This window comes from Pseudotabrizicola sp. 4114 (assembly GCF_031457365.1).
In the GTDB taxonomy this organism is placed as follows: Bacteria; Pseudomonadota; Alphaproteobacteria; order Rhodobacterales; family Rhodobacteraceae; genus Pseudotabrizicola.
In genome coordinates this window covers 158,580-174,628 of sequence record NZ_JAVDWP010000006.1, presented here as the reverse complement: position 1 = coordinate 174,628, position 16,049 = coordinate 158,580, and the positions used below count along the sequence as shown (strand labels likewise).

Annotated in this window: 17 protein-coding genes; 7 read left to right on the top strand and 10 right to left on the bottom strand. The window is 63.7% G+C overall.

The genetic code is table 11. From position 1 onward, the window contains the following. The first annotated feature begins 147 nt into the window (after positions 1–147). On the top strand, positions 148–948 hold the full coding sequence (locus tag J2X53_RS15320) for an IclR family transcriptional regulator (RefSeq protein WP_349038363.1): 801 nt from the start codon (positions 148–150) through the stop codon (positions 946–948). Here the strand turns inward: J2X53_RS15320 and J2X53_RS15315 are convergent, their stop codons facing one another. From J2X53_RS15315 to argH, 5 genes are all read right to left on the bottom strand, one after another. Beyond that, on the bottom strand, positions 949–3,441 hold the full coding sequence (locus J2X53_RS15315) for a TIGR02302 family protein (protein WP_349038438.1): 2,493 nt from the start codon (positions 3,439–3,441) through the stop codon (positions 949–951). 29 nt (positions 3,442–3,470) lie between these two features. Beyond that, positions 3,471–4,736, bottom strand: coding sequence for a diaminopimelate decarboxylase (gene lysA / locus J2X53_RS15310; protein ID WP_349038362.1), 1,266 nt, complete (start codon positions 4,734–4,736; stop codon positions 3,471–3,473). 75 nt (positions 4,737–4,811) lie between these two features. Further along, the gene (locus J2X53_RS15305; RefSeq protein ID WP_349038361.1) at positions 4,812–5,120 is read right to left on the bottom strand and encodes a DUF2834 domain-containing protein; all 309 of its coding nucleotides are present in this window, start codon (positions 5,118–5,120) and stop codon (positions 4,812–4,814) included. 61 nt (positions 5,121–5,181) lie between these two features. Beyond that, positions 5,182–5,313: an argininosuccinate lyase gene (locus tag J2X53_RS15300; protein WP_349038360.1), complete on the bottom strand. Its 132-nt coding sequence runs from the start codon at positions 5,311–5,313 to the stop codon at positions 5,182–5,184. Further along, positions 5,310–6,713 carry an argininosuccinate lyase gene (argH, locus tag J2X53_RS15295; RefSeq protein ID WP_349038359.1) on the bottom strand — a complete coding sequence of 468 codons (1,404 nt, stop codon included), beginning with the start codon at positions 6,711–6,713 and terminating at the stop codon, positions 5,310–5,312. Before argH ends, J2X53_RS15300 begins: the two co-directional genes overlap by 4 nt. A gap of 22 nt (positions 6,714–6,735) precedes the next feature. Between argH and J2X53_RS15290 the strand changes: the two genes are divergently transcribed. Then, the gene (locus J2X53_RS15290; protein ID WP_349038358.1) at positions 6,736–7,275 is read left to right on the top strand and encodes a TlpA disulfide reductase family protein; all 540 of its coding nucleotides are present in this window, start codon (positions 6,736–6,738) and stop codon (positions 7,273–7,275) included. Positions 7,276–7,287: 12 nt separating this feature from the next. Here the strand turns inward: J2X53_RS15290 and fliP are convergent, their stop codons facing one another. The 4 genes from fliP to fliF are packed head-to-tail and all read right to left on the bottom strand — an operon-like array spanning position 7,288 to position 10,515. Then, the gene (gene fliP / locus J2X53_RS15285; RefSeq protein ID WP_349038357.1) at positions 7,288–8,016 is read right to left on the bottom strand and encodes a flagellar type III secretion system pore protein FliP; all 729 of its coding nucleotides are present in this window, start codon (positions 8,014–8,016) and stop codon (positions 7,288–7,290) included. A gap of 6 nt (positions 8,017–8,022) precedes the next feature. Further along, a complete protein-coding gene (locus J2X53_RS15280; protein WP_349038356.1) occupies positions 8,023–8,292 on the bottom strand; it encodes a FliM/FliN family flagellar motor switch protein in 270 nt (89 codons plus the stop codon). Then, complete coding sequence (locus tag J2X53_RS15275; RefSeq protein ID WP_349038355.1) at positions 8,285–8,884, bottom strand: flagellar biosynthesis protein; 600 nt, start codon at positions 8,882–8,884, stop codon at positions 8,285–8,287. Before J2X53_RS15275 ends, J2X53_RS15280 begins: the two co-directional genes overlap by 8 nt. Beyond that, the gene (gene fliF / locus J2X53_RS15270) at positions 8,884–10,515 is read right to left on the bottom strand and encodes a flagellar basal-body MS-ring/collar protein FliF (RefSeq protein ID WP_349038354.1); all 1,632 of its coding nucleotides are present in this window, start codon (positions 10,513–10,515) and stop codon (positions 8,884–8,886) included. Before fliF ends, J2X53_RS15275 begins: the two co-directional genes overlap by 1 nt. A gap of 97 nt (positions 10,516–10,612) precedes the next feature. Between fliF and J2X53_RS15265 the strand changes: the two genes are divergently transcribed. The 5 genes from J2X53_RS15265 to J2X53_RS15245 all read left to right on the top strand — a co-directional run bounded on the left by J2X53_RS15265 (position 10,613) and on the right by J2X53_RS15245 (position 15,260). After that, positions 10,613–11,095, top strand: a complete 483-nt coding sequence (locus tag J2X53_RS15265; protein WP_349038353.1) for a flagellar basal body-associated FliL family protein — start codon at positions 10,613–10,615, stop codon at positions 11,093–11,095. A gap of 12 nt (positions 11,096–11,107) precedes the next feature. Then, a complete protein-coding gene (locus tag J2X53_RS15260) occupies positions 11,108–11,485 on the top strand; it encodes a hypothetical protein (RefSeq protein ID WP_349038352.1) in 378 nt (125 codons plus the stop codon). Next, complete coding sequence (locus tag J2X53_RS15255) at positions 11,482–12,051, top strand: hypothetical protein (RefSeq protein ID WP_349038351.1); 570 nt, start codon at positions 11,482–11,484, stop codon at positions 12,049–12,051. The genes J2X53_RS15260 and J2X53_RS15255 overlap by 4 nt, the downstream gene beginning before the upstream one ends. 63 nt (positions 12,052–12,114) lie before the next feature. Further along, the gene (motA, locus tag J2X53_RS15250) at positions 12,115–12,984 is read left to right on the top strand and encodes a flagellar motor stator protein MotA (RefSeq protein ID WP_349038350.1); all 870 of its coding nucleotides are present in this window, start codon (positions 12,115–12,117) and stop codon (positions 12,982–12,984) included. Further along, complete coding sequence (locus J2X53_RS15245) at positions 12,981–15,260, top strand: hypothetical protein (protein ID WP_349038349.1); 2,280 nt, start codon at positions 12,981–12,983, stop codon at positions 15,258–15,260. Before motA ends, J2X53_RS15245 begins: the two co-directional genes overlap by 4 nt. Positions 15,261–15,527: 267 nt before the next feature. On the opposite strand, the gene J2X53_RS15240 is transcribed toward J2X53_RS15245, so the two are convergent. Continuing rightward, a complete protein-coding gene (locus J2X53_RS15240; protein ID WP_349038348.1) occupies positions 15,528–16,046 on the bottom strand; it encodes a DUF2478 domain-containing protein in 519 nt (172 codons plus the stop codon). Positions 16,047–16,049: the final 3 nt, after the last annotated feature.

Sequence of the window (16,049 nt, the reverse complement as noted above, 5' to 3'; positions counted from 1 at the left end):
ACGCTCCGACGCGCCACGCCGTGTGCTGCTGTTCCGGCCATTGTTGCCCCCCTCTTTAGTTCCAATATTTGAAACTAAGTCTTGAATAATGAGAATTATGGCTGCTATCCTGCCCAGTGTCAACGGCAGCAGGGTGAGGGGAAGCGGATGGCAGGCGACAAGCAGGCAGACGGGGGGCAGGCAGACGGAACCGTCGGCAAAGCGCTGGATGTGCTGGATATGGTGGCACGCCATGGCCAACCCGTGCGCTTTTCCGAGCTGCTGGACACCGCGCCCTACCCCAAGGCGACGCTCTACCGCTTTCTGCAAACGCTGACGAACCAAGGCATGCTGAGCTATGACAGCGATCGCGGCACCTATACGATGGGCATGCGGCTGGTGCGGCTGGCCCATGCGGCCTGGGCGCAAAGCTCGCTTGCCCCGATTGCCCGGCCTTTCATCACCGATCTCGCCCGCCACACTGGCGAGACGGTGCATCTGGCACAGATGGATCAGGGGCAGGTGCTGTATGTCGACAAATGCAACGCCGCCAAACCGGTCGAGATGTTTTCACAGGCCGGCAAGGTCGGCCCCGCCTATTGCACCGGGGTGGGCAAGGCGATGCTGGCCTTCATGTCCGACAGCGCGGTAGAGGCCGCGCTTTTGCGGCAATCGTTCCACCGCTTCACCGAACAGACGCTCGACACCCCCGACCGGCTGCGTGCCGAACTGGCCGCGATCCACGCCCGTGGCTATGCCTTTGACCGCGAGGAGCATGAGCCGGGGATCATCTGCTGCGCCGCGCCGATCCTGACCCGAGCCGGGCGGGTGCTGGGCGCGCTGTCGGTGACATCGACCACCGCGCGCACCTCGCTCGAAGCGCTGGAGGCAGAGGCCGGGCAGGTCATGGCCTGCGCCGCCCGGATCGCCGCCGAGGCGGAAAACTGGCGCTTTCCCGAGCAGGGCTGACTAGAACATATCCAGCAGGCGGCGCAGATAGTCGCGTTCCGCCTCTGGCCGCAGCTGATCGCCGGTGCGGCGGCGGATTTCGTCCAGCAAATCCTGCGCGCGGCGATATACGTCCTCGCCCTGCAGCATGTTGCGGTCCGATCCGATCCGTGCAGAATCGCCCGGCTCGCGGCCCAACGGGTCACGCTGGCTGTTGGGGTCGGCACGGCCAAAGGCCTCGCCCTGATCGGCCCCGTTCTGCTGCTCGCGCTGCTCTTCGGCCAAGGCTTCGCCAAAGTTGCGCATGCCCTCGCGCAGCGCTTCCATCGCTTCGGCCTGCCGGTCCAGCGCGCCGGGCAGATCGCCGCCGCGCAGTGCCTCTTCAGCCTCGCGCATGGCGCGGCCGGCGCGGTCCATCTGCTGGCGTCCAGCTTCGCCACGCTCGCTGCCCTCGCCGGGCAGCTGGCCCCGGCCAAGCTGGCCCAGCCGGTCGCGCAATTCCTGCTGACGCTGAGCCAGACCCTCGCCGCCCTGGCCTTCGCCTTCGCCTTCGCCCTCTTGCCCCGGCTGCTGGCCACCCGGCTGGCCATGCTGCAGATCGCGGAACGCGTCATCCGACAGCCCCTGCTGATCGCGCAGGGTCTCCCCCAGATCGCGCATCGCCTGATTGCCTTGACCCTGGCCCTGCCCTTGGCCCTCGCCTTGAGTGACCTGCATGTTCTCCATCAACTGGCGCAGCATCTCCATCAGCTCTTGCGCCTCGGCCATCCGGCCCTCTTCCATAAGCTTTTGCAGCTCATCCAGCATCTGTTGCAGCTGGTCGCCCGACATTTCCATGCCTTCCATGTTCTGCGAAAGCTGGCTGTCGGGGTTGCGCTCTGACTCTTCGGCCAGTTGCTGCATGTAATCGGCAAGTGCCTGCCGCATTTCCTGCATCAGCTGGTCAATCTCTTCCGGGCTGGCGCCGTTGCGGATCGCCTCGTCCAGCCGGTCCTGCGCGCGGCGCAGGCGTTCCATCGCAGACGCCAGATCGCCCTCTTCGACCAAGAGCGCGATCTGCCACAGCTCTTCGGCAATCTCGTCGCGGATTTCCGGCGTCAGGCTGGCCTTTTCGGCATCCAGCTGCCGCATCACCACCCGCAGCCGCAAATAGGCGCGCTGGTTGCGGATGAATTCCTCGGGCTGGTGCGTCACCGCCTTGAGCACCTGAGCCGACCGCGCGGCATTGGCGCGGGTCCACAACAGATCGCGACGCATCTCGATCAGCGCCGCCGCCAGCGGGTCAAAGAACCGCTTGCCCGGCAGGGTCACGTTCAGCGGTGCAGCCTGCCCCGACTGGCCAGCGGCATCGGTGGCCGAAAAGGTCATCACGACGGGCAGATTGGCAAAGGGATGCTGCGACAGATCGTCGATCAGGGTTTCCGAAAACGCGGCCCGATCCCCGGTCACCGGCATCGGCAGATCCAGCACCACCGGCTCGCGCGCCTCTGGCTCGGTCTCCAGCCCATAGCGGCGGTCGATGCCGGGCAGATCCAGCGCAATGCTGACCTGCCCCTGCACCACGCCGTAGTCGTCGCTGGTGGCAAAGCCCTGCTTGAAACGGCCATCCGCCTCACGCCCGATCTCGCCCTCGGGCGTGATCGTCGGCGCCCGGTCTGGCGTGGCGGTAAACGCCCAAGCGCGCCCGCCCGGCCCATCGATGGTCACCGTGCCAGAGCTGTTCAGCACAAAATCGCGCGCCACACTTTGCACGCCATCCGCCGGCACTTCGGTCGCGCCCGAGACGGTTTCAGTCAGGGACAGCGCGCCAACCTCGCCATACAGGCGAAACTGCAGCCGGGTGCCGACAGGCACTTCGACGGCCTCTGCCGTCACATCATTCAGATACAGCGTCGGCTTGCCGGTATAGGCGGGCGGTTGCGCCCAGCCCTCCCACGTTGGCCCCGCCGCCAGCGAGCCTGCGGCCCCCGGCGCAAGCGCCGCCACCGAAGTCACCCGCCACAAAGAACCGAACATCAGCGCCATGACAAACGCGGTCAGCGCCACATAGCGCAGCGCAAACGGATCACGCGACGACAGCCGCAGATCGGGTTCCACCGCCCGCGCCTGCGCCGCCCGTGCCGCCATCCGCGCCTGATGCGCGCGCCAGACTGCTAATGAGGCCGGATCACCCGCACCAATCGCCTGCACATCGGTCAGCGCGGCAATCGGATTGCCGGGCAGCCGCGAATCAAGCCGCACCAGCGCCTCAGCCCGGGTTGGAGTGCGAAATGTGCGCAGGCCCAGCCCCAGCGCAAACAGCGCACCAACCGCGACCAGCGCGGCTGCCCCCCAGACATATTCAATGGCAACATGGTCCTGCACCCCAAAGGCCAAGGCCGCCAGCACCGCCAGCACCAATGTCCACAGCGGCCAGAACGCCCGCGTCAACCGCTCTGCCCACAACCCGATATGGGTCAGACGCAGCGGCAGAGCGATGCTTTTCAGAATGTCGTATGGGTCGGAAACCGCCATGCCAGCCTTTCCACGGGCTGCACGGGGTGTCACAGCCATGTGGGGATGGTATCGCGCGAAAGGATTTCGTCAAAGGTCGGACGCGCCCTTATGACAGCGAAGTGATCCCCCTTGACCAGAACCTCGGGGATCAGCGGCCGCGTGTTGTATTCCGATGCCATCACTGCGCCATAAGCCCCCGCACTGCGAAACGCCACCAGATCGCCCTCGGCCAGCGTGGCCAGTGCGCGCTGCTTGGCAAAGGTATCCCCCGTCTCACACACAGGGCCAACCACATCATAGGGCTGCGGCTCGTGGCCCGGCGCAGGTTCCACAACCGGCACGATGTCATGATGCGCGCCATACATCGACGGGCGCACCAGATCATTCATCGCGGCATCCAGAATCAGAAAATCCCGGCCCTCGCCGTTTTTCACATAGATCACCGACGATACCAGAATGCCCGCATTGCCAGAGATCAGCCGCCCCGGTTCAATCTCGATCTCGCAGCCCAGATCGCCCACCGTGCGCTTGATCAACGCGCCATAATCAGTCGGCAACGGCGGCGCCTCGTTCGAGCGGGCATAGGGAATCCCGAGACCCCCGCCCAGATCCAGCCGTTCGATGCTGTGCCCTTCGCTGCGCAAGCGGCGGGTCAGGTCGGCAACCTTGAGGTAGGCCTGCTCGAACGGCTCCAGCTCGGTCAGCTGGCTGCCGATATGCACGTCGATGCCAATGACCCGCAGGCCGGGCAGCGCCGCCGCCTCGGCATAGACCTCGGATGCGCGGGCGATGGGGATGCCGAATTTGTTCTCGCTCTTGCCGGTCGCGATCTTTTCGTGGGTTTTCGCATCCACATCCGGGTTCACCCGGATGGTGATCGGGGCCACCACGCCCAAAGACACCGCCACTTCGGACAGCGCCCGCATTTCCGGCTCGGATTCCACGTTGAATTGCCGGATACCCCCGGTCAGGGCCAGCCGCATTTCCTCGCGCGTTTTGCCGACCCCGGAAAACACGATCCGCTCTCCCGGCACACCCGCCGCACGGGCGCGGCGGTATTCGCCGCCCGACACCACATCCATGCCCGCGCCCAGATCGCCCAACAGTTTGAGCACCGCGACATTCGACAGCGACTTGATCGCAAAGCACACCAGATGCGGCAGCGGCGACAGCGCTTCGGTGAACAGGTGATAATGCCGGGTCAGCGTGGCCGCCGAATAGCAGTAAAACGGCGTGCCAACCGTGGCCGCTATATCGGCAATCGCGACATCTTCGGCATGCAGCAGGCCGTTTTGATACAGAAAATGGTCCATGTGCCCCGCAACCCCGGTTCTCTTTGCGCGCCAGCATCTACCCGCTGCCGCGCCCAACTTCAAACGGAACGTGTCTCAGCGCGACCGCAGGAACAGATAGAGCGGCAAGCCACAACTGACCCCGATGCAAAAGGTGGCCGGAACGGCAATCAGGTTGACCCAGGCCTTGCGCTGCACCGTCTCGGCCAGCACCCAGACCGTCAGCGCAATCGCCGCAATCGTCAGATCCCAGGTCAGCCCGGTGGTCGAGGCATTGACATACCAGGCATCAATCAGCCCCGACAACCCGGTGCCGGTTTCCCGCATGTACCTGACAAACCAGTACATCGGATGCACCGCGCCCCAGATCGCCAGTGCCAGATAGATCATGCGCAGCGGTGTCATGCTTGCCCCCTTGGTCTCACCAGAAAGCTAGCGCGCCACCGCCCCACGGCCAGTAGCAGGATCAGTTCAGCACAACCCCGACCCGCGCGTCCCCCGTCACCGCAACTCCCGGAGTGGGGCGTTCCGGCGCCCCATCCGCCCCGCAGGCGGCAAGGGCGCCAAGCGCCAAAACTGCAAAAACCAGACGGGTCATGCCAAAATCTCCTTCCAGCGCGCCACCTGCGCGCGCACCTGATCCGGTGCGGTGCCGCCATAAGACTGCCGCGAGCGGACCGAATTTTCCACCCCCAGCACATCAAACACATCGGCGCGGATGCCCGCATGCACGCCCTGCATCTGCGCCAGCGACAGATCCGGCAGATCGCAGCCCGCGCTTTCCGCCAACGCCACCAGCGTGCCCGTCACATGGTGCGCGTCACGGAACGGCAGGCCCAGCTCGCGCACCAGCCAGTCTGCCAGATCGGTCGCGGTGGAGAACCCACTCGCCGCCGCCTGCGCCAGCACGGGGCGGTTGGCGGTCATGTCGCCCACCATCCCGGTCATCGCGGCCAGACCCAGCATCAGCGTATCGGCGGCGTCAAACACCTGTTCCTTGTCTTCCTGCATGTCCTTGGAATAGGTCAGCGGCAGACCTTTCATCACCGTGAACAGCGCCACCGTCGCCCCCAGGATCCGCCCGATCTTGGCGCGGAGCAGCTCTGCCGCGTCAGGGTTTTTCTTTTGCGGCATGATGCTGCTGCCCGTCGTCCATTTGTCGGACAGGCGCACGAAACGGAACTGGGCGCTGGACCAGATCACCAGCTCTTCGGCAAACCGGCTCAGGTGCATCGCACAAATGCTGCTGGTCGCCAGAAACTCCAGCGCGAAATCGCGGTCGCTGACCGAATCGAGGCTGTTGGCGGTCGGCCGGTCAAAGCCCAGCGCGCTTGCGGTCATCTGCCGGTCAATCGGGAACCCGGTGCCCGCCAGCGCCGCTGCCCCCAACGGGCATTCGTTCATCCGCCGCCGCGCATCTTCGAACCGCGACCGGTCGCGGGCGAACATCTCGACATAGGCCAGCATGTGATGCCCCCATGTCACAGGTTGCGCGGTCTGCAGATGGGTGAAGCCCGGCATCACCCAATCGGCCCCCGCTTCGGCCTGTGCGACAAAGGCTCGCATCAGCGCGGTCAGCCCGAGGGTCGCCGCATCGCATTGATCGCGCACCCAAAGCCGGAAATCGACCGCCACCTGATCATTCCGGCTCCGCGCCGTGTGCAACCGCCCCGCCGGCGCGCCGATCAGCTCTTTCAGCCGGTTCTCCACATTCATGTGGATGTCTTCCAGATCGGTGCGGAACGTGAAGCGCCCCGTTTCAATCTCTGACAACACGGTGAGCAGGCCTTCCCCGATCGCCTCGGCATCGCTAGGTGTCAGGATACCCGTCGCGGCCAGCATCGCCGCATGGGCGCGCGACCCGGCAATATCCTGCGGGTACAGCCGCTGGTCGAACCCGATCGAGGCGTTGATCGCCGTCATGATCGCGTCCGGCCCTTCGGCAAAACGCCCGCCCCACATCTGGTTGGCGGTTTTTGGGTCTGCGGGTGCGGTCATGGATGCGTCTTTCGGAGGGGTTATGCTGCGGAAATCTCTGGCTGTCCTTTATACGGCCTTGGCGCTTGGTGCAAATCCGGTGGCGGCCGATGTGGCCGCGCTGCGCGATGGCGATATGAAAAAGCTCGCCCTGCATTCTGCCCCGGTGGATCTTGCAGAGGTCGCCTTGCTGGATGCTGACGACAACCCGGTGTCGATGGCCGATTACCACGGCAAATGGGTGGTGCTGAATTTCTGGGCCACCTGGTGCGCGCCATGCCGGCACGAGATGCCCTCGCTCGACCGCTTGCAGGCCGCCCTGCCCGACATCGCCGTGGTGCCTGTCGCCACCGGGCGCAATGCAGTGCCGGGCATTCAGAAATTCTACGCCGAGGCTGGCATCACCAACCTGCCGGTGGTGCGTGACCCGAAATCGGAACTCTCCCGCTCTGCCAGTGTGATGGCCCTGCCGGTGACGCTGATCCTGAACCCCGAGGGGCAGGAAATCGCCCGGCTGATCGGTGATGCAGACTGGGACAGCGACAGCGCCAAGGCGGTTCTGTCGGCGCTCGCGGCACAGTGACAGCGTGTTCTATCATAAATAGGACCGTACCAGAGCCTGCGCGATCAGGCTCCAGCCATCGGCCACCACAAAAAACGCCAGCTTGAACGGCAACGATACGACCGCCGGCGGCACCATCATCATGCCCATCGACATCAGCACCGCAGCCACCACCAGATCAATGATCAGGAATGGCAGAAACACCAGAAACCCGATCTGAAACGCCAGCTTGATCTCGCTCAGCATGAAGGCGGGCACCAGAACCGACAGCGGCGCATCGGGCAAGGCGGCGGGCATCGGATCAGGCCGCAGCTCTGCCAGATGGGCAAAGGTCGCCGGATCCAGCCGCGCCGCCATGAACTCACGGAACGGGGCCAACGTGCGCGTGATCGCCGGGGCCAGCTCCAGCTCTTCGCGGCTGAGCGGGCCAAGCCCGTTGACCCAGGCCTCGGTAAACACCGGGTCCATCACATACCACGTCAGGAACAGCGCCAGACTGACGATCAGCATGTTGGGCGGCGCCTGTTGCAACCCGATGGCTTGCCGCAAAATCGACAGGACCGTGACGACAAAGGGAAAGCAGGTCACCATCACTGCCAGACCGGGGGCCAGGCTGAGCACGCTCAGCAGCAGGATCAGCTGTACAGAACGGGCCGAAAGCGAGCTGCCATCGCCAAGGTTCAGCGTGACTTCCTGCGCCAGAGCCGGGCCGGTGGCCCCCAACATCAGGATCAGAAACAGAAAAGACCGACAGCCCAGCATCGCGCCCTACAATCCGCCGCGCAGATTGGCGACTTCGATAAGCCGCACCGCCAGTTGCCCGGCCTGCTCGCCCTCAAGCTCCTGCAATTCGCCGCGCGCGATCAGGCGGTCACCGATATACAGCTCCACCGGATCTTCGACCCGTCGGTCCAGCGGCAGCACCGCATCCTGCCCCAGCTTCAGCAGGTCGCGCACCAGCGGCCTTGCCTTGCCGACCGATATCATGATCTCGATCGGCACCTGAGCAAAAGGGTTCGCATCGGTCGGGTCATCCATTGCCGCCATCCTTTTCGGAATATTCAAAGAAATCATGCACCGCCCGGGTCAGTTCGGCGACCGCGAGATCCAGATCAACGCGGTGCTCCACCTCGCCCAGGCGCAGATAGACCTGCCCCTCCCCCAGCGTCGGCTCTTCGACAATCACCAGCGGCAGACCTGCCGCCTGTGACAAAAACCGTTCCACCGCCGGGCGGGCAGCAGGGTTCAGCACCACATGCACCGGCGTGTCGGCCAGATCGTCGATCAGTGGCATGATTGTATCCAGCACCACAGGCGACAGCACCTCCCGCGCGAGCGGGGGCAGCAGTTGCGTGCAAAGCTGTGTCAGCACCGGCTGCACGGATTTGAGGATATGCGACCGGGCTTCCTGAAAGGTAAACGCCATCTGTTGCAGATTATTGGCGAGTTCTGACCCGATCCGGGCCTGATCATCCCGTGTTGCCGCCGCCGCATCCTCCCATCCGGCCGCGTATCCTGATTCGTAGGCTTGCAGCCGGGTCTCCTCGATCGCGGTGCTGTCCATCACGATGGTCTGGCCCTTGCCACGCAGCGACGGAGATTCAAACACCTCAAGCTTCAGCGGCGGCATCAGCTCCGCTCCTCTTCTTTTTCCATCCAGTTGCGCAGGATTTCGACTGATTCGCTCTGACGTTCGTCGATCAGGCGGCGCAGCCGCGCCACAGGGTCATTCGACGGCTCGCCGTACATGCCACTGTCGTCAAAATTCACCATCGGCATCGCCGGAAGCTCAAAACCGTCAGAGATCTCCCCGGTCAGCGCCGTTTGCATCCGGCTCTCCGCCGGGCCGGGCAGTGACAACGCACCGCCCGCCATCGCTGGCGGTGCCCTCCCGCCCCCGCGCTGGGTCAACAACGGGCGCAGCACAAACAGGCCCAGCACCAGACTGACCAGACTTAGCACCAGAATCTGGATGACCGACATCACGTCCACCGGCCCCAGCTGAGACAAAAAGCCTGCCTCTGCCACAACACCTTCGGTCGGCACGGTCTGAAATTCCAGTGATTTCAAGGTCAGAACATCGCCGCGCGCTTCGTCCAGACCGGCGGCAGAACTGACCAGCTCGCGCAGGTCGGCCAATTCGGCCTCTGCCCTTGGCTCCCAGGTCCGAGTGCCGTCTGCCGCCGTACCCGGCACGCCATCGACCAGAACCGCGACCGTCAGCCGCCGGATTGCACCGGGTTCACGCAGCACGTCACGTTGAGTCTGTGACACCTCGAAGTTCAGCCGCTCCCGGCTGGTCGTGCTCTGGCTTTCGCCCGAGGCGCCGGCAGCCCCGTCGCCATCGGGCAGGTTTGACGCCACTGTCACATCGGCCTGCCCGTCTTTTGACGATTCGCTGGTCTGTTCACTGTCGGATGAGATTGCCACCCGCGCCTGCGGATCAAAGGTCCGCTCTGAAATCGCCTCGCGCTCGCGCAGGATATCAACCGACACCTCAACAATAGCCCGCCCCGGCCCCACCCGTGCCGCCAGCAGCCGTTCCACATTGCGCTTGATCTCCAACGCGCGCGTATCGCCGGAGGCGAGGGCGGCAGAGTCAGTCTGCCCGCCGATCAGACCCGCGACCGAATCAATCACAGACACATCCTCAGGCTTCAGATTGCCGGTCGCACTGGCCACCAGATGACGCAAGGCATTGGCCTGTTCCGCCGAAAGTGACCCTGAAGACGTTGTCACCGTAACACTGGCTGTCAGGCTCTGATCACGCAGAAACCCGCTTTTGTTGCCCTGCGAGATATGTACGCGCGCGGCCCGGATCTGCGGCATCGCCAGAATGGTCCGGGCAAGTTCTCCCTCTTTTGCCCGCCAATAGGCCGCGTCGAACATCTGTGAGGTGGTGCCAAAACCGGACAAACCGTCCAGCAGTTCATACCCGGCACCGCCCGTGGCGGGCAGCCCCTGACCGGCCAGCTGCATCCGCAGCCCGTCGCGCGCGGCCGTCGGCACATAGATCGAATCGCCGCGCACATCATAGGTAACCCCCGCCTGATCCAGCGCCGTGATCACATCCCCCGCCGTCCGCCCGTCCAGCCCCGCATAGAGCAGGCTTTGCCCACCGGACGGACCCATCCGCGCCAAAGCCAGCACTGCCAGAAACATCCCGACAGTGGCAGCCACCAGCACCATACGCTTCGCCAGCGTCAGGCCCAGCCACAAGGAAACGAGATTGTTCACACCATGCCTCCGTCTTGCAGACATCCGCCTGCCTTGAGCTGATCAATGAAGGAGGCGTCTTAACAATCGGTTAGTGACCTTTGATCTATTTTGGTCCGTGCCAAAGAAATGCGAGCCCGAGATGACCCAAGCTGACGCTACGACCGAAGCCCCGCCCAAAAAGAAAGGCAAGCTGCCGCTCCTGATCGGGCTGGCAGGGGCCCTGCTGCTGGGGGGCGGCGGGTTTTATGCAACCTATTCAGGCATGATCCTGGGCTCACATGCGGCAGACACCGCCCCTGACTCCCACGCCGGTGCCTTGCCCGACATCACCTTTATTCCGGTCGAGCCGATCACGATCAGTCTTGGCCCCCAATCCCGCGCACGGCATCTGCGATTCGCATCGCAGCTGGAGGTGGGCACGGCCCATGCCGCCGAGGTGCAGCTTTTGCTGCCGCGCATCTCGGATGTGCTGAACAGCTACCTGCGCGCGGTAGAGCTTGTGCAGCTCGAAGATCCCGCCGCGCTGATGCGACTCAAGGCGCAGATGCTGCGCCGGGTGCAGATTGTCACCGGGCAAGACCGGGTGCGCGATCTGCTGATCTCTGAATTTGTCCTGAACTGAAGGGAGCGGGTCATGAACCTGATTGCCGATTTTCTGCTGGCTGCCGGGGCGTTTTCCACCGCAGTCTATTGTCTGGTCCTGTCCCGGCGGCTCAAGCGGTTCACGACGCTGGAAACCGGGATGGGGGGGGCCATTGCGGTCCTTTCGGCGCAGGTCGATGACATGACAAAAGCGCTCGAACGCGCCCGCAGTTCGGCCCAGACCTCTTCTGCCGCGCTGGACGAACAGGTGTCGCGGGCCGAAACTGCGGCTGCACGGCTTGACCTGATTCTGGCCTCTCTGCACGATCTTCCGCAAGAGCCGCCTGCACAGGACGAGGCAGAGGACGAACGGCGGCCCCGGTTTGTCCGCCGCAGACCCGACCGCGCCGGGCTGAGGCTTGCAGAATGAAGCTCCGCCGCAGTCTGAGCGGGGGCGGAACCCTTGCATTGCTGGCACTTGTACTGGCAGCGGGCGGCGCCCTGCGGCTGGGGCATGGGATAGGCGGGGCCATGGCGCTGGAGGCCGCCGAAGACAACACAGAAGGCACAGTGCCCTTGCAGTGCCCTGAGCCTCCGGCCGCACTGGCGCAAGCTCTGCGCGAACGCGATGCCGCCGTAACTGCGCGCGAGATCGCCTTGCAGGACAGGATGGCCGCGCTGACCCTTGCCGATACGGCCCTGACTGCGCGCCTTGCAGAACTGGAAGACGCCGAAACCCGGCTGCGTGAGACTCTCGCCATCGCCGATGGGGCTGCCGAAAAGGATCTGCAACGGCTCACTGCAGTGTATGAAGCGATGAAACCTGCCGAAGCCGCCGCGATCTTTGAAACCATGGCGCAGGAATTTGCTGCCGGTTTTCTGGGCCGGATGCGCCCCGATGCCGCCGCCGCAATCCTCGCCGGGATGAAACCCGAAACCGCTTACTCGGTCAGTGTGCTGATCGCCGGGCGCAATGCACTGGCCCCAACGGAGTAAGGTCAGCCTTTCTTTACGCTTGGGTGCCATGGTCTGGCAAAGCAGGAACAGGATGGGAACCGGATGTTTGGGTTCATAGGCATTGGCGTGATCTTTGTAATGGTGTTCGGCGGCTACATGCTGGCGGGCGGAAAACTTGGCATCATCCTGAAATCACTGCCCTTTGAAATGATGATGATCGGCGGGGCCGCCGCTGGTGCCTTTCTGATCTCGAATGATATTTCGGTGGTCAAGCACACCGCCAAAGACGTGGGCAAGGTGTTCAAGGGTGCCCATTGGAAACCGGGCGACTACCGTGATCTGTTGTGCCTGCTGTTCGAACTGATCCGCCTTGCCAGATCAAATCCCGTGGGCCTGGAAGAACACGTTGAAAACCCCGGCGCATCCACCATATTTGGCCGCTATCCCAAGATTCAGAAAGATCATGAAGCGGTTGACCTGATCTGCGACACTTTCCGCGCCGCCTCGATGAACTACGACGATCCGCATCAGGTTGAAGAGGTGCTCGACAAACGGATGGAGGCGACACAGCATCACGCGCTCCATTCCAGCCATGCGCTGCAATCCATGGCTGACGCACTGCCCGCACTCGGAATTGTGGCGGCTGTTCTGGGGGTGATCAAGACGATGGGGTCTATTGATCAACCACCTGAAATTCTGGGTAAAATGATTGGTGGGGCGCTTGTCGGAACCTTTCTGGGCGTGTTTTTGGCCTATGGCATAGTCGGTCCCTTTGCCACACGGGTCAAAGCTGTGGTCGACGAAGACGCCCATTTCTACCAACTGATCCGGGAGGTGCTGATTGCCAATCTGCACAACCATCCGGCCAATATCTGTATTGAGGTCGGGCGTCAGAACACCCCACATGCTGTCCGCCCCAGCTTTGGCGACCTTGAAGAGGCGCTGCGCGGCCTGAAGCAGGATGCGGCATGAGATATATACTGATCCTGCTCGTGTTTCTGGCCGCACCGGTGCAAGCGCAGACCGGCGCAGTATCGGTGAAATCCGGTGATCACAGCGATTTTACCCGGCTGGTGCTGACCTTTCCCGCTCCGGTCGACTGGACCCTTGGCCGCACCGGTGGCGGCTACGGCCTGCGGCTCGCGGAACCGGGTCTGCGCTATGATCTGGCCTCGGTCTACCGGGTGATCACCAAAGAGCGGCTGCGCTCTGTCTGGGTCGATCCGGCCATGGGTGACCTGATACTAGGGGTGGACTGTCCCTGCCACGCCGTTCCGTTTGAACTGGATCCCCGAACATTAGTGATCGACATCAAGGATGGCCCCCCGCCGCAGGGCTCCAGCTTTGAACTCAGCCTTGGCGAGGGCACAATCGCAGCGCCGATCCAGCCAGTTCCGGTTCAGCGGCCACGACAGAATACACGCAGGGACGGTGGCTATGATTGGCTGAAGCCGGACGCTGCATCAACCGGCCGCGAAACGCCCCCGGAGGTGGCGGCGTCCGGGCTGGAGCCTGACCTGAAGCTGGAAGATTTCCGCTCCATGCTGATTGACGAGGTTGGTCGTGGCGCGACCGAGGGCGTGGTCGAGATGGAACAGCGCCTGCCCCCTCCTGACCCGGTGACCGGTCCGCTTCCGGAGACCATCGAAACAGCCCTGCCCGAAAATGCCCGCGCCGCAATCAACGCATTGCCGGGTATCGGAATTACATCGGATGCGGACGATCCTCCCGATCTGATGGTCAGGGGGGATACTTGCCCGAAGGCCGCTGATCTCGATTTGGGCAGTTGGGCCGGGTCCGGCGATGCGGCCAGTGAACTGGCCCTGGCCCGCGCTGCCGTGTTGACGGAATTTGACGTACCCGATCCCCAGAGTGTCACTCAGGCTGCCAATACCCATCTGCACTTTGGCTTCGGAGCCGAAGCGCGCCTGCTGATGCTCAGTTTTCTTCCCTCTGGAGAGGCCGATCGTCTGCGCGTCGCACTGTCTTATCTGGTTGATGGCGACACCCCGCCAGACAATCCCTTTCACAATATGCAAAGCTGCGATTCGGGTGCCGCACTCTGGGCACTCCTCGCCGCCCCCGCAGGCGAGGCGCTCTCTTTTGTCAACGGTGCCGCTGTCAGCCGGTCTTTTCTTTCACTGCCCGCACCCCTGCGCGCGGCAATCGGGCCGGAAACTGCCAAACGACTGCTCACCTCGGGTGACAGCGCCAATGCCGAGGTGGTCCGCCAGTCTTTTGAGCGTGCTGTGGCGCCCGACGACCCGACGGTCGAACTGCTCACGGCAGATCAGGCGCTGCAAAAAGGAGATCCTGCCGGTGCAGAAGCGGCGCTGCCCACTTCTGCAACAGGAGAAACTGCCATGGGGGCTTTGTTCACTCTGGTTGAAGCACGGTTTCAACAGCTCGAAGCGGTTGATGGCAAAGATATACTGGCGTTGGAGGCGTTTGCTTTCGAACACGGCAGCGGCCCGCTGCGCCCCCGGCTCGACCGGGCGCTGGCCCATGCCAAGGCCCTGAGCGGCGACTTTGCAGCCGCCTTTGCCATTGCTGGAGAGAACGCCGCGCTGGAACAGGATCTCTGGATGCTGCTGGGCGAGACCGGCCCTGAGTCGCAGCTTCTGGTTTTTGCGGTCGGGCTTGCCCCCGATCGCCGTGCAGCTTTGCCGGTGGCGACCCGCAGCAAGATTGCCGAGCGGTTGATAGGGGCTGGCCTGCCCAACGCCGCCGCAGAGTGGGCGCAATCCGGCGATCTTGATCCTGAGCTTACCGCCCGTATCGCCTTGGCCAACGGCGATCCGCGTACGGCGATGCGGCTGCTCGCTGCCCGGCTGCCGGATGCAGATCCTGATCTGCTGGCCACCTCTTACACGGCCTTGGGGGATTATGATACGGCAGCCACCACCTATCAGACCGCAGGCAACACCGACGCAGCGACACGCTTGCAGCGTTGGGCTGGTACCTGGACCGCACCAGCAGAGACGGTCGTGGACACTCCCCCTGAAGATCCGGCAACAAGCTCCTCGGCGGAAGGTTCGGGCGGCCTGACAAGCGGAGCCACGGCTGTTGGAACCACCGATACGGCTGACGGAGCGTGGGGCGCGGTGTCAGACCTGCTTGCCCCGCAGGTTGACCAGAGCATCACTCCGCCACTGGCGGCCAGTCAGGCGCGCCTGACACAAAGCGCCGCCACCCGGGAGGCGATTGCCGCTTTGTTGGCAACGGCACCCATGGTTGACCAACCTTGACCGAGACACCGGCCATGTGCAGACGACAGGAGACCCATTCATCAAAAATCCGCCGGCCGCATCGGCCCGCCGCAAAAACGATACTCTTCAACGCCCCAGAGGGCTGGGACAGCAGCTGTCGAGGGGGTATTCTCGACACATCGTTCGGTGGACGACAATGCCCCTCCTGAAGAATGCCTCTCTTCGCAAAAGAATCCGTTCCGTCAACCGGCGACCGAGTGAGGGAATTCCGGGATGGCACCCGCAAAACCCATGGTGACGCGCTTGTTACCCCTTGGCGTCCACCCGGATCTGAGACAGGCACCATGCCAGCACCGCATTTTCATCACTCGGCAGTGTATTGGCGAACTCTGCGGCGAACAGGTCAAAGCCGGCCCGGTTTTTCGCCGATACGCTGGTCAGCACCGGCACGCCGAGGCTCAGCGCCTGTGCGATCACCGGACGAAAGCCCCGACCCTCGGCCTCTTGCTTGCCAAACTTGTTCAGGATCAGCAGGTGCGGCGGCGCGGCCAACAGCGCAGAAGCAACCCGCCCGACCGCCTCTTCCAGACCAGCGGCATCAAGTCTGCAGCCCTGGGAATGGCGGCCAAGGCTTTGGCTGATCCGGAAAACGCTGCCATCGCTCAATACCCGCAGGTCCATCAGGCAGGGGCGATCAGGGTCGGTTTCGGTATTGATCTGGACCACGCCACCCAGCGCAATCCCCGTCGCCGTCAACCGCTCTGCCACGCGCGCCAGCAGCCGGTCACCGTCTCCCCGCTCCGGGGCCGAGACAAAACCCAGCATCGT

Bases quoted from the DNA above. Each gene is read 5' to 3' on its own strand.
- J2X53_RS15320 (WP_349038363.1), top strand. From the start codon at position 148: ATGGCAGGCGACAAGCAGGCAGACGGGGGGCAGGCAGACGGAACCGTC.
- J2X53_RS15315 (WP_349038438.1), bottom strand. From the start codon at position 3,441: ATGGCGGTTTCCGACCCATACGACATTCTGAAAAGCATCGCTCTGCCG.
- lysA (WP_349038362.1), bottom strand. From the start codon at position 4,736: ATGGACCATTTTCTGTATCAAAACGGCCTGCTGCATGCCGAAGATGTC.
- J2X53_RS15305 (WP_349038361.1), bottom strand. From the start codon at position 5,120: ATGACACCGCTGCGCATGATCTATCTGGCACTGGCGATCTGGGGCGCG.
- J2X53_RS15300 (WP_349038360.1), bottom strand. From the start codon at position 5,313: ATGACCCGTCTGGTTTTTGCAGTTTTGGCGCTTGGCGCCCTTGCCGCC.
- argH (WP_349038359.1), bottom strand. From the start codon at position 6,713: ATGACCGCACCCGCAGACCCAAAAACCGCCAACCAGATGTGGGGCGGG.
- J2X53_RS15290 (WP_349038358.1), top strand. From the start codon at position 6,736: ATGCTGCGGAAATCTCTGGCTGTCCTTTATACGGCCTTGGCGCTTGGT.
- fliP (WP_349038357.1), bottom strand. From the start codon at position 8,016: ATGCTGGGCTGTCGGTCTTTTCTGTTTCTGATCCTGATGTTGGGGGCC.
- J2X53_RS15280 (WP_349038356.1), bottom strand. From the start codon at position 8,292: ATGGATGACCCGACCGATGCGAACCCTTTTGCTCAGGTGCCGATCGAG.
- J2X53_RS15275 (WP_349038355.1), bottom strand. From the start codon at position 8,884: ATGCCGCCGCTGAAGCTTGAGGTGTTTGAATCTCCGTCGCTGCGTGGC.
- fliF (WP_349038354.1), bottom strand. From the start codon at position 10,515: ATGTCTGCAAGACGGAGGCATGGTGTGAACAATCTCGTTTCCTTGTGG.
- J2X53_RS15265 (WP_349038353.1), top strand. From the start codon at position 10,613: ATGACCCAAGCTGACGCTACGACCGAAGCCCCGCCCAAAAAGAAAGGC.
- J2X53_RS15260 (WP_349038352.1), top strand. From the start codon at position 11,108: ATGAACCTGATTGCCGATTTTCTGCTGGCTGCCGGGGCGTTTTCCACC.
- J2X53_RS15255 (WP_349038351.1), top strand. From the start codon at position 11,482: ATGAAGCTCCGCCGCAGTCTGAGCGGGGGCGGAACCCTTGCATTGCTG.
- motA (WP_349038350.1), top strand. From the start codon at position 12,115: ATGTTTGGGTTCATAGGCATTGGCGTGATCTTTGTAATGGTGTTCGGC.
- J2X53_RS15245 (WP_349038349.1), top strand. From the start codon at position 12,981: ATGAGATATATACTGATCCTGCTCGTGTTTCTGGCCGCACCGGTGCAA.
- J2X53_RS15240 (WP_349038348.1), bottom strand. From the start codon at position 16,046: ATGCTGGGTTTTGTCTCGGCCCCGGAGCGGGGAGACGGTGACCGGCTG.